The organism is Mycolicibacterium parafortuitum (assembly GCF_002086815.1).
Taxonomy (GTDB): domain Bacteria; phylum Actinomycetota; class Actinomycetes; order Mycobacteriales; family Mycobacteriaceae; genus Mycobacterium; species Mycobacterium parafortuitum.
The window spans coordinates 196,353-207,961 of the sequence record NZ_MVID01000005.1 but is presented as its reverse complement, the minus strand read 5'-3'; the positions used below and the strand labels follow the sequence as shown (position 1 = coordinate 207,961).

The 11,609-nt window shown below is 70.3% G+C and carries 12 protein-coding genes; 9 read left to right on the top strand and 3 right to left on the bottom strand.

The annotated features are described in order from the left end of the window. Window positions 1-21 precede the first annotated feature (21 nt). Window positions 22-933, top strand: coding sequence for a phosphatase PAP2 family protein (locus tag BST38_RS09180; RefSeq protein WP_083142957.1), 912 nt, complete (start codon window positions 22-24; stop codon window positions 931-933). Here BST38_RS09180 and BST38_RS29340 read toward each other — a convergent pair. Together BST38_RS29340 and BST38_RS09175 are read right to left on the bottom strand one after the other, a co-directional pair. Then, on the bottom strand, window positions 930-1,067 hold the full coding sequence (locus BST38_RS29340; RefSeq protein ID WP_165761568.1) for a hypothetical protein: 138 nt from the start codon (window positions 1,065-1,067) through the stop codon (window positions 930-932). The genes BST38_RS09180 and BST38_RS29340 overlap by 4 nt on opposite strands. A gap of 10 nt (window positions 1,068-1,077) precedes the next feature. Beyond that, on the bottom strand, window positions 1,078-2,064 hold the full coding sequence (locus BST38_RS09175) for an LLM class F420-dependent oxidoreductase (RefSeq protein ID WP_083142956.1): 987 nt from the start codon (window positions 2,062-2,064) through the stop codon (window positions 1,078-1,080). A gap of 138 nt (window positions 2,065-2,202) precedes the next feature. On the opposite strand from BST38_RS09175, the gene BST38_RS09170 reads away from it, so the two are divergent. From BST38_RS09170 to BST38_RS09140, 7 genes are all read left to right on the top strand, one after another. Continuing rightward, window positions 2,203-3,270, top strand: coding sequence for an NAD(P)-dependent alcohol dehydrogenase (locus tag BST38_RS09170; RefSeq protein ID WP_083143009.1), 1,068 nt, complete (start codon window positions 2,203-2,205; stop codon window positions 3,268-3,270). 100 nt (window positions 3,271-3,370) lie between these two features. Beyond that, window positions 3,371-4,546, top strand: coding sequence for a glycerophosphodiester phosphodiesterase family protein (locus tag BST38_RS09165; RefSeq protein ID WP_181791960.1), 1,176 nt, complete (start codon window positions 3,371-3,373; stop codon window positions 4,544-4,546). 1 nt (window position 4,547) lies between these two features. Beyond that, window positions 4,548-5,198 (top strand): DUF4129 domain-containing protein, encoded by a 651-nt coding sequence (locus BST38_RS09160; protein WP_083142954.1) that lies wholly within the window; start codon window positions 4,548-4,550, stop codon window positions 5,196-5,198. Next, complete coding sequence (locus tag BST38_RS09155; RefSeq protein ID WP_083143008.1) at window positions 5,195-6,340, top strand: DUF4350 domain-containing protein; 1,146 nt, start codon at window positions 5,195-5,197, stop codon at window positions 6,338-6,340. The genes BST38_RS09160 and BST38_RS09155 overlap by 4 nt, the downstream gene beginning before the upstream one ends. 38 nt (window positions 6,341-6,378) lie before the next feature. Next, on the top strand, window positions 6,379-7,299 hold the full coding sequence (locus tag BST38_RS09150; RefSeq protein ID WP_420872558.1) for an AAA family ATPase: 921 nt from the start codon (window positions 6,379-6,381) through the stop codon (window positions 7,297-7,299). 9 nt (window positions 7,300-7,308) lie between these two features. Next, window positions 7,309-8,634, top strand: a complete 1,326-nt coding sequence (locus BST38_RS09145; protein ID WP_083142952.1) for a DUF58 domain-containing protein — start codon at window positions 7,309-7,311, stop codon at window positions 8,632-8,634. Between the two features lie 163 nt (window positions 8,635-8,797). Then, entirely contained in the window at window positions 8,798-9,682 is an 885-nt protein-coding gene (locus BST38_RS09140; protein WP_083143007.1) for a type IV toxin-antitoxin system AbiEi family antitoxin domain-containing protein, read from the top strand. Window positions 9,683-9,747: 65 nt separating this feature from the next. Here the strand turns inward: BST38_RS09140 and BST38_RS09135 are convergent, their stop codons facing one another. After that, window positions 9,748-10,740 carry a stage II sporulation protein M gene (locus tag BST38_RS09135; protein ID WP_083142951.1) on the bottom strand — a complete coding sequence of 331 codons (993 nt, stop codon included), beginning with the start codon at window positions 10,738-10,740 and terminating at the stop codon, window positions 9,748-9,750. Window positions 10,741-10,768: 28 nt separating this feature from the next. Between BST38_RS09135 and BST38_RS09130 the strand changes: the two genes are divergently transcribed. Beyond that, entirely contained in the window at window positions 10,769-11,605 is an 837-nt protein-coding gene (locus BST38_RS09130) for an RDD family protein (RefSeq protein ID WP_083142950.1), read from the top strand. Window positions 11,606-11,609 lie beyond the last annotated feature (4 nt).

The window sequence follows — 11,609 nt, the reverse complement described above, 5'->3', positions numbered from 1 at the left end:
GCATGAGAGGATTCTGCTCTCGTGCAGACCGACCTCTCCTACGCCGATGAAACACGGCTCCGCCATGCCCGTCACCGCTGGACCGTCATCGCGATCTGCGCATCGCTGTTCTTCGTCGCGGTGTACCTGCTCGCCGTGCGCACCACGACGGGGCAGGCGATCGAGAACGCCGCGCTCAACGGGGCCGACCAGGTCGGTCCACGGGCGTATCTGGCCGCCAGCAAGGCGCTGAGCACGATCACCTATTCGTCGCTCGCGCTGGCCACCGTGCTGGTCGGGGCGATCGGTCTGCTGCGCCGACAGGTCCATCTCGCGGTGGCCGCGATGGCCGTCATCCTCGGCAGTCAGGCAGTCACACAGTTCCTCAAATACGTTGTGCTGCAGCGCCCAGAACTGCTGAACACCCACCAGTACCTGGAGAACACGCTGCCCAGCGGCCACACCACCGCGGCGATGTCGGTGCTGTTCGCAACGCTGATCGTGATGCCGTACCGGTTCCGCGGCGTCGCGATGTTCTTCGCGCTCACCTGGGCCGTCGGGATCGGCGCCTACACCGTGATCGCCCAATGGCACCGATTGTCGGACACCCTGGCCGCCGATGCGGTGACGCTCGTCGTCGCCTGTGCCGCTTCGCATTTCCTGGCCCGCACCGGCCGCCTCCGGGCGGTCGTGTCACCGGGCGCGGCCCGGTTCACGCTGCGCACCGTGTTCGTCGCCGCGGTGGCCGCGGTGGGCGTGCTCTGCCTGGCGCTCGGCGGAACGGCGCTGGTGGCGGCACTGCACCGCAGCATCGACGACAACGTCGAATGGGCGCTGTTCCTGAGTGCGCAGTGGGTGGCCGCGGCCGGTTCGATCTTCTCGGCGCTGCTGTTCTGGTGGACCTGGCACCGGCTGGAGACCAAACGCCGGGGCGATCCGGTGGCGGCGCGTTAGGCGGTGGGCTCGCCGGCGTCTTTGTCGACGTCCGGGGTGTCCTTGTCGGGGTCCTTCTCCGTGCTGGAGGACTTGGCGGACGTGGACGCCGCAGAGCCTTCTTCGTCGTCGTAGATACCTTGACCTCGGGTCATCGAAAACCTCTCAGTGGGACGCGGACCGGAGCAGCTCGAGCAGCGGCGCTGCTGCCTCGGCGAGGAACCTGTCCTGGGTGTCGCCGCCGACCTGGATCAGCGCGATGTCGGTGAAGCCCGCCTCCCAGTATTCGCGCACCGCGTCGACGATCGCATCCAGGTCGGGGCCGCACGGGATGGATTCGGCGACGTCCTCCTTGCGGACGAACTGCGTGGCGCCGTCGAAACCCGCGGTGGTGGGCAGGTCGGAGTTGACCGCCCAGCCGCCGGCGAACCAGCGGAACTGGTCGTGCGCGCGGTCGATCGCGGCGTCGCGGTCGGGATCCCAGCAGATCGGGATCTGGCCGATCACCCGCGCATGGCCGGGCAGACCGGTGCCCCGCCGCGCCTCGTGCCAGGAGTCGACGAGGCTCTTGTCGGGCTGCACGGCGATCAGGTGGTCGGCCAGCGGCGCGAAACGTTCCACGGACCGCTCACCGGACACCGCCGCCGCGATGGACAGCGGCACCTCGGGCACATCCCACAGCCGGGCGGAGTCGACCTCGTAGTACTCGCCCTTCCAGTCGACGATCTCCCCCGACTGCAGCTCGCGGATGATCTGGATGGCCTCCTTGAGCATGTCCTGGCGTCGGGCGATCGTCGGCCAGCCCTCGCCGACGACGTGCTCGTTCAGGTTCTCGCCGCTGCCCACCCCGAGGGTGAACCGGCCGTCGGCGAGGATCTGCAGCGTGGCGGCCTTCTGCGCGACGATCGCCGGGTGGTAGCGCACCGTCGGGCAGGTCACATAGGTCATCAACTCGACGCGCTCGGTGGCGTGCGCGACCGCGCCGAGCACCGACCACGCGTAGGGCGCGTGGCCCTGCGAGGCCAGCCACGGGAAGTAGTGGTCGCTGGACACCTCGAAGTCGAAACCGACCTGTTCTGCCGATACCGCATAGCGGACAAGGTCTTTGGGTCCGCTCTGCTCGGTCATCAGGGTGTAGCCGAAACGGGTCATGCGCGACGGTTACCCGCGCTCCGGTACCCGAAACAGCCGGCGGATCCGGCGCGAAATTCGAGGGCACGACTTTCGGCACTGTCCTGCGCGCGGCGCGTCCGATCCGCGACAATGATCTTGGTCGACGAGGAGAAGCCCATGAAAATGCGGGCAGCACGCATGTACGGCTACAAGCAGCCCCTGCGTCTCGAAGAGATCGATGTGCCAACCCCGGGTCCGGAGGAGGTACTCGTGCGGGTCGGCGGCGCGGGCATGTGCCGCACCGACTTTCAACTCGTCGATGGCTATTTCGACACCGGCCTGTCGATGGACTTCCCGATCACTCCGGGTCACGAGGTGGCCGGGTGGGTCGACGGGATCGGATCGGCGGTGCCGAAATCGGCGCGGTTGGCCGAAGGCGACCAGGTGGTGTTCGGCAGCTGGGGTGACGGTGCGTGCCGCCAGTGCCATGAGGGCAACGAGCAGCTCTGCGCGCACGGGGTGTGGGCCGGGTTCGGCAGGCACGGCGGGTACCAGGAGTACATGCCGGTCGACTACCGCTACCTGATCAAGATGCCGGGCCGCGGCGGGCTCTCGCCGGAGACCCTGGCGCCACTGACCGATGCCGGTTTGACGCCGTACCGGGGGCTGAAGAAGCTGCGCAACGCCGGTCATCTGGGTCCGGGCCGCACGGTCGCGGTGTCGGGGATCGGCGGCTTGGGCAGCTACGCGGTGCAATACGCGAAGCTGCTCGGCGGCGGTGCCACTGTGGTCGCATTCGCGCGCAGCGACGAGAAGCTCAAGATCGCCGCCGACAACGGCGCCGACCACGTCGTCAACGTCCGGGACAAGGACACCGACACCGTTCGTGTCGAGCTCGAATCCGCCACCGGCAGAGCCGAACTGGATGCGGTCATCGACTGTGCCGGCTCCGCGGAGTCGATCCGTCTCGCGTTCTCCCTGCTGGCCGCCGAGGGCGCCGTCGCATCAGTCGGCCTCATCGGCAACCGTGTCGACATCCCGCTGTTTCCTTTGGTGGCACGCGAATACACCTATTACGGCTCATTCTGGGGCAACTACAACGACCTGACCGAGGTGTTGGCACTGGCTCGGGCCGGCCAGATCACCCATTCGGTCACCCGGGTGCGTTTCGACGACGTCAACGACACCCTCGAGGCGATCGCGCGCGGCGACATCCTGGGCCGGGCGGTCATCGTCTACGACTAGCGGGGTCTACGACCAGCGGGATGCGACGATCTCTTGACCGGCGACGTCCTCGTGACCGGCGACGTTGTCAATTTCGCCGGTGATCGACAGGATGGTGATCATGACCTACAACGGGGGCGCTTACGGCCCGCCGGGGCCACCGCCCCCTGGCGCGGCGCCCGCGGGTTATCCACCGCCCGGATATGCGCCACCCGGATATCCGGGCTACCCCCCGCCTGGATACGGCGCTCCCCCGCCGAACTGGCAATCCCCGGGCTACCCGCCCGCGGCCGGGACGCCCGGGTACCCGCCGCCGTACGGCCCGCCCGTGCTCAAGCCCGGGGTGGTGCCGCTGCGGCCGCTGACCCTGTCGGACATCTTCAACGGCGCCGTCGCCTACGTGCGCACCAATCCCAAGGCCACGCTGGGCCTGACGGCGATCGTGGTGATCGCGACCCAGATCATCGCGCTGCTGCTGTCGCTGTGGCCGTTCACGTTCGGCGGCCAGTTCGCCGACGCGTTCGAGACCGACGCCGCGTCGGCCGAGGTCATCGTCAGTTGGATCGCGTCGAGCCTGGCCGGCGCCGTGACCACCACGCTGTCGATGACGGTGCTCAGTGGTCTGCTGACGGTGGTGATCGGCCGCTCGGTGTTCGGGGCGCACATCACCATCGGGGAGGCCTGGCGGCGGCTCAAGCCCCGGATCTGGGCGCTGATCGGGTTCACCGCGCTCAAGATGCTGGCGTTCCTGCTGTGGATCGCACTCGTCGGACTGATCATCGGCGGCGCCGCGGTGGTGCTCAACGGGGTCGTCGCGGTCGCGGTGGCGATCCCGCTGGTCATCGTCTCGGTCATGGCCGGAGTGTGGCTGTCGGTGATGCTGACCTTCGCGCCGGTCATCATCGTGCTGGAGCGCCGCGACCTCATCACCGCGGTCAAGCGCTCGTTCTCCCTGATCAAGGCCGACTTCTGGCGGGTGTTCGGGATCTGGCTGCTGGCCTACATCGTCGCGCAGTTCATCGCCACCGCGGTGTCGATCCCGTTCACCCTGGGCGGGCAGTTCGCGGTGTCGCTGTCGCCGTCCGACGCGACGTTCGTGCTGTCGCTGGTGTTGCTGGCGATCGGCGGCGCGATCGGCCAGATCATCACCGGCCCGTTCACCGCCGGCGTGGCGGTGCTGCAGTACACCGACCGCCGGATCCGTGCGGAGGCGTTCGATCTGGTGCTGCAGACCGGCGCGGCGGCCGGCCCGTACGCCCCGGCCGAGTCCACCGACGACCTCTGGCTGACCCGCTGACGTGTCGACAATCGACATCGACCGCGACGCGGCCCACGATGCCGCGCAGGCAGAGCTCTCGAAACCGATCTATCCGAAGCCGTCGGTGATGGACGTGCTCTCGGAATGGTTCGAGAGGCTGCTCTACCGGCTCACCGCCGGCGCGTCGGAGATGCCCGGCGGCTGGCTGACCATCACCGTGCTGGCGGTGCTGATCGTCGCCGCGGTCGTCATCGCGGTCCGCATCGCGCGCCGGGCGATGCGCAGCAGTCGCGGCGACACCCTCGCCCTGTTCGATGATCACGTGCTGAGCGCGGCAGAACACCGGGCCACCGCGGAACGCCATGCCGCGGCCGGGGATTGGGCTCCGGCGATCCGCCACCGGCTGCGGGCCATCGCCCGGCAACTGGAGGACACCGGGGTGGTGCAGCCGGTGCCCGGGCGCACCGCGACCGAGCTGGCCCGCACCGCCGGCGGCGCGTTACCCGCGCTGGCCGCTGACCTGCACACCGCTGCCGAGGTGTTCAACGACGTCACCTACGGCGAGCGGCCGGCGACCGAGGATCAGTACGGGATGATCACCGGGCTCGACGACGGACTGGCCAAGCACACGCCCGCGTCGTCGGGGGCCGGGTACGGCGACGTGCACCTGCCGTGGGCCGAGGTGCGGTGAGCACCCAGACGGTGGTCGGGTCGACCCTGACCGAACGGTGGCGCGTTCTGCGCTGGGTGCTGCTCGCGCTGGCCGCGATCGCCGCCGTGGCGGTGCTGAGCACGCTCTTGACCTCGCCCCGCAGCGGCGGTCCGCTCGATCCCGGGTCGACATCCGCCGACGGCACCCACGCACTGATCGCGCTGCTGCGCGAGCGCGGCGTCACGGTCGTGGAGGCCGCCTCCATCGCCGACGTCGAACGTGAGGCGCGCGAGGACACCCTGCTGGTGGCCGCCCAGACCTTCCACCTGTTCGACGAGGATCTGCTCGACCGCCTCGCCGACGTACCGGGAGACCGCCTGCTGATCGCACCGATCGGGCGCACCCGCGAGGCGTTGGCGCCGCGGCTGCGCCGCGACGACGTGACCGAGTACGCGGGGCTGCGGCCGGGGTGTGATCTGCGCGAGGCGACCCGTGCGGGCACCGTGCAGTTCGGGATCGCCGAGACCTACGACGCGACAGGCCCGGTTCGGGTGACCCGCTGCTACGACGGCGCGCTGGCGCGCTACACCGACGACGGCCGCACCGTCACGGTGGTCGGCAGTGATGGGTTCGTGACGAATTCCCAACTGCTGCAAGAGGGTAACGCTGCCCTGGCGATGAACCTCGCCGGTACGCATCCTCGGATGATCTGGTTCGCCCCGCAGTTCAGCGAGAGCGACGGTGCGCCCGGTGGCGCGGCGCTGCCCGATCTCATTCCGCGGCAGGTGTATTGGCTTGTGCTGCAGCTGGCGCTGGCCGTCGTGCTGCTGGCCTGGTGGCGGGGCCGGCGGGTCGGACCGCTGGTCGCCGAGCAGCTGCCGGTGGTGGTGCGCGCATCGGAGACCGTGGAAGGCCGCGGCCGGCTGTACCGGTCCCGGCGCGCTCGCGACGTCGCGGCCGAGGCGCTGCGCACCGCGACACGGCAACGGCTTCTGCCCCGGCTCGGCCTCAACCACGCGGCATCGCCTGCGGCGATCACCCAGGCCGTGGCCGACCGGTGCGGCCTGGATCCTCAGGCCGTCGCCCATAGTCTGTACGGACCCGCACCGGCCGACGACACCGAACTGGTGAACCTCGCACGTGCACTCGACGACATCGAAAGGCAGGTCGCACAGTCGTGACACAGCCCTCCCCGCACGAGGACGCCCGCGCCGCGCTGATGGCGCTGCGCGCCGAGATCGCGAAGGTCGTCGTCGGCCAGGACGCGGTCGTCAGCGGCCTGGTGGTCGCCCTGCTGTGCCGCGGCCACGTGCTCCTCGAAGGCGTGCCCGGCGTGGCGAAGACCTTGCTGGTGCGCACCCTCGCCGCGGCGCTGCAGCTGGAGTTCAAGCGGGTGCAGTTCACTCCGGATCTGATGCCCGGCGACGTGACCGGATCTCTGGTCTACGACGCCCGCACCGCCGAGTTCGAGTTCCGCGCCGGCCCGGTGTTCACCAATCTGATGCTCGCCGACGAGATCAACCGCACCCCACCGAAAACCCAGGCGGCACTGCTGGAGGCGATGGAGGAGCGGCAGGTCAGCGTCGACGGTCAGCCGCGCCCGCTGCCCGACCCGTTCATCGTCGCGGCCACCCAGAACCCGATCGAATACGAAGGCACCTATCAGCTGCCCGAGGCGCAGCTGGACCGGTTCCTGCTCAAGCTCAATGTGCCACTGCCACCGCGAGATCAGGAGATCGCGATCCTGCATCGGCACGCCCGCGGCTTCGATCCCCGCGATCTCAGCTTCGTCCAGCCGGTGGCCGGACCGGCCGAGCTCGCAGCGGGCCGCGAGGCCGTCCGGCAGGTCCTCGTCGCCGACGAGGTGCTCGGCTACATCGTCGACATCGTCGGGGCGACAAGGCATTCCCCGTCGCTTCAGCTCGGGGTGTCCCCGCGCGGCGCGACGGCGCTGCTGTCGACCGCGCGTGCGTGGGCGTGGTTGTCCGGCCGGGGTTACGTGTCTCCCGACGACGTCAAGGCGATGGCACGCCCGACGTTGCGGCACCGGGTCGCGCTGCGGCCGGAGGCCGAGCTGGAGGGCGCCAGCACCGACGGCGTGATCGAGGGCATCCTGTCCGCGGTGCCCGTGCCGAGATAGCCGACCGCTGTGGTTCTCACCGGCCGGGCCGCGCTCATCGCACTGCTGTGCGCGCTACCCGTCGTACTCTCCCCTTCCCCCGCAGTCGTTTTCGGGGTGCTGGCGTTGTTGCTGGCGGTGGCGGTGATCGTCGACGTCGCGCTGGCGGGCAGCCCGCGTGCGCTGCGGCTCACGCGCAGCGGGCCGACGTCGGCGCGGCTGGGGCAACCGGTGGTGGCGGAGCTGACGGTGGAGAATCCCGGTCGCGCCCGGTTCCGCGGGGTGGTCCGCGACGCGTGGGCACCGAGTGCGCGGGCGCAGCCGCGCATCCATCCGGTGAATCTGGCCGGCGGACAACGCATCCAGGTGGCCACCGAGCTACAGCCGGCGCGGCGTGGGGATCAGGTTTCGGCGCTGGTCACCGCGCGGTCGGTCGGGCCGCTCGGGCTGGCCGGGCGGCAGGCGTCGCACCGGGTGCCGTGGCAGATCCGGATCCTGCCGCCGTTCCTGTCGCGCAAGCATCTCCCGTCGAGGCTGGCACGGCTGCGCGAGCTGGAGGGCATGACGCCGGTGCTGATCCGCGGTCAGGGCACCGAATTCGACTCGCTGCGTGAGTATGTGGTCGGCGATGACGTCCGCTCCATCGACTGGCGCGCCACTGCACGGCGCGCCGACGTCGTCGTGCGCACCTGGCGCCCCGAGCGGGACCGGCGGGTGCTGATCGTGCTCGACACCGGGCGCACCTCGGCCGGCCGGGTCGGGGTGGATCCGACCGGCGCGAATCCCGCCACCGGCTGGCCACGGCTGGACTGGTCGATGGATGCCGCGCTGCTGCTGGCCGCGTTGGCCGCCCGCGCCGGTGACCACGTCGACCTGCTGGCACATGACCGGGAGACACGCGCGGCGGTGGTCAACGCGTCACGGACCGAACTGCTGGCCAAGCTGGTCTCGGCGATGGCGCCGCTGGAACCCGCGCTGGTCGAATCGGATGCGCGGGCGATGGTCGCGGCGGTGCAGCGGCGGGTGCGGCGGAGCGCCCTGGTGGTGCTACTGACCGACCTGAATGCGTCGGCGATCGACGAAGGGCTGCTCAGCGTGCTGCCTCAGTTGACCGCCAAACATCGGGTGCTGGTGGCCGCGGTGTCCGACCCGCGGGTGGACACCTTGGCCGCGGGCCGCGCCGACGCCGTCGAGGTCTACGACGCCGCCGCCGCGGAGCGGGCCCGCAACGATCGCCGCGCGGTGGCCTCGCGGCTGCGCGGCATGGGCGTCGAGGTCGTCGACTCGCCGCCCGACGAGCTCGCCCCGGACCTCGCCGACCACTACCTGGCGATGAAGGCCACCGGCCGGCTGTAGGTCACCTTTCTCCGCGAGCAGACGCGAACTCCGGCGTGTCGCGGGCGTGTCGTGCGAGTTTGTGTCTGCTCGGCAGCAGAGACCCATCCCCACAACCGATTTCATCCCCAGCCGGTGCAGCTGGTGCCACGTCATGCCTGTGCGTCGGCGCGACGATCCAGGTGTGCATAAAGCAGTCGAGGACCTCGTGCGGGCCGCCGGCGGGTATGCCAGGACAGCCACGCTCCTCGGGGCCATCTCGCGTCAGCAGCTCGATGGGCTCGTGCGCCGGGGTGAGCTGGTCCGCGTGTGGCACGGGGTGTACGCGATGGCCGAACCCGATTACTGGGGAAGGCTGGCTGCTCTCGATGCCTTCATCGGCCGGCGCGCCGTCGCCTGTATGGGCACCGCGGCCAGGCTCTACGAGTTCGACACCGAAGCCACGACGGCGATCCACATCCTCGATCCGGGCGTGCGCGTCCGCCCGACCGTCGGCCTGATGGTGCACCAGCGCGTCGGTGCTCCGCTGCGCCGCGTCAACGGTCGCCTGGCCACCACACCGGCGTGGACGGCTGTCGAGGTCGCGCGCACGCTCACCCGCCCGCGTGCCCTGGCCACCTTGGACGCGGTGTTGCACTCCGGGCTCTGCTCGCCCGCCGAATTGGACGCCGCGGCGCACGAGCAGCGCGGACGCCGCGGCATCGTCAGAGTGCGCGAACTGCTGTGCATCGCCGACGGTCGCGCCGAGTCCCCGATGGAGAGCGAGGCGCGGCTGGTGATGCACGACTTCGGCGTTCCCCGTCCCGAGCTGCAGTACGTCATCGACGGGGCGGACGGGAGCTGGCGCGTCGACTTCGCCTGGCCCGAGCACCTGGTGGCCGCGGAGTACGAAAGTATCGATTGGCATTCGGGGCCGGCCGAGATGCTCAGGGACAGGAGACGTCTCGCTGGAATCCAGCACGGCGGGTGGACGGTCGTCCCGATCGTCGTCTCCGACGTCCGGCTCCATCCCGCCCGCATGGCCGCACGCCTCAACGATCACCTGGAGCGCGCCGCCCTGGCCTGCTGAGCAGACGCGAAGTCCGGCGTGTCGCGAGCGTGTCGCGCGAGTGTGTGTCTGCTCGCGAGAAAGACCTACCCCGTGGGCAGCACGTCCGGGGCGTTCTCGATGTCGCCGGTCTCCCCCGCCGCGACCGCGCGCCGCCCGAAGTACACGACGTAGCCGATGAACGCCGCCAGCGCCAGCACGCCGATCGTCACGCGCGCCGCGGTCGGCAACGAGGATGGGGTCACGAACCCTTCGATCGCACCGGCCACCAGCAGCACCGCCACCAGCCCGATCGCCACCGAGACGACGGCGCGGCCCTGCTCGGCGAGCACCTGGCTGCGCGGCCGGTCCCCCGGCGCGATCACCGACCAGCCCAGCCGCATCCCGACCCCGGCCGCGACGAACACGGCCGTCAGCTCGATGAGCCCGTGCGGGGTGATCAGCCCGAGAAAGATGTCACCGCGACCGGCGTCGAACATCAGGCCGGCGTTGACCCCGAGGTTGGCCGCGTTCTGGAACAGGATGTACGGGATCGGGATCCCCAGCAGGATCGCCATCGTGATGCACTGCGCGGCCACCCACGCGTTGTTCACCCAGACCTGCAGCGCGAACGACGACGCCGGGTGCTCGCTGTAGTAGTCGGCGAAGTCGTGGTTGACGATCTGCGCGATCTCACTGGGCGTGCCGATCGCCGCCTGAACCTCGGGATTGCGCGCCACCCACACCGCGACGACAGCGGCAACCAGGTAGAACGCCGCCCCGGACGCCACCCACCAGCGCCACGAGCGGAACACCACCACCGGGAACGACACGGTCCAGAACCGGGCGAACTCCCGCCACAGCGGGGCGTGGGCGCCGGTGACGACGGCACGCGCCCGCGCGACGAGCCCGGACAGCTTGCCGACCAGCACCGCGTCCGAGGACGACGACCGCACGATCGACAGGTGCGTCGACACCCGCTGGTACAGGTCGACCAATTCGTCGACCTCCGCGCCGGTCAGATGCCGTTTCCGCTTGACCAGATACTCGAGGCGGTCCCACGTCGGCCGGTTCGCCAGGACAAACGCATCGACATCCACTCCCGCGACTTTAGTAGCGTGGCTAGTTATGGTCGGCCAGCAACAACCCGTGGTGACCGGCGACGCCGTGGTCCTCGACATCCAGATCGCCCAGCTGCCGGTACGGGTGCTGTCGGCGCTGATCGACGTCACCGTCGTCGCGCTGCTCTACGTCGCCGGGGTGCTGCTGTGGGCGCTGACGTTGAACGACACGGACCCGGCGTTCTCCGCGGCGGTGCTGATCATCTTCACGGTGCTCGCGATCGTCGGGTATCCGGCGATCTTCGAGACCGCCACCCGGGGCAGGACGCTCGGCAAGATGGCGCTGGGCCTGCGGGTGGTGTCCGACGACGGTAGCCCTGAACGCTTCCGGCAGGCGCTGTTCCGCGCGCTGGCCGGGGTGATCGAACTCTGGATGCTGACCGGTGCCCCGGCCGTGCTGTGCAGCATGCTGTCGCCGCAGGGCAAACGCGTCGGCGACATCTTCGCCGGCACCGTGGTGATCAGCGAACGAGCCGCACGTCAGGCGCCGCCGCCGGCGATGCCGCCGCAGCTGGCCTGGTGGGCCTCGACGCTGCAGCTTTCCGGACTGGCCCCGGCGCAGGCCGATATGGCGCGCCAATTCCTGGCCCGCGCACCGCAGTTGGATCCCCAGGTGCGTGACCAGATGGCCTACCGGATCACCTCCGACGTGGTGTCACGGATCTCGCCGCCACCGCCGCCGGGGACACCCCCGGGGATGGTGCTCGCCGCCGTCCTGGCCGAGCGGCACCGCCGCGAACTCGACCGGCTGCAGCAGAACCCGGCGGCGTCCCACTGGACCGCGCCGCCACCCCCGCCGATGCCCATGCCGCCGGGCCCGGGCGGGTTCGCCCCGCCCTCCTGACCGG

Bases quoted from the DNA above. Each gene is read 5' to 3' on its own strand.
- BST38_RS09170 (WP_083143009.1), top strand. From the start codon at position 2,203: ATGAAAATGCGGGCAGCACGCATGTACGGCTACAAGCAGCCCCTGCGT.
- BST38_RS09150 (WP_420872558.1), top strand. From the start codon at position 6,379: ATGGCGCTGCGCGCCGAGATCGCGAAGGTCGTCGTCGGCCAGGACGCG.
- BST38_RS09165 (WP_181791960.1), top strand. From the start codon at position 3,371: ATGACCTACAACGGGGGCGCTTACGGCCCGCCGGGGCCACCGCCCCCT.
- BST38_RS09130 (WP_083142950.1), top strand. From the start codon at position 10,769: ATGGTCGGCCAGCAACAACCCGTGGTGACCGGCGACGCCGTGGTCCTC.
- BST38_RS09175 (WP_083142956.1), bottom strand. From the start codon at position 2,064: ATGACCCGTTTCGGCTACACCCTGATGACCGAGCAGAGCGGACCCAAA.
- BST38_RS29340 (WP_165761568.1), bottom strand. From the start codon at position 1,067: ATGACCCGAGGTCAAGGTATCTACGACGACGAAGAAGGCTCTGCGGCG.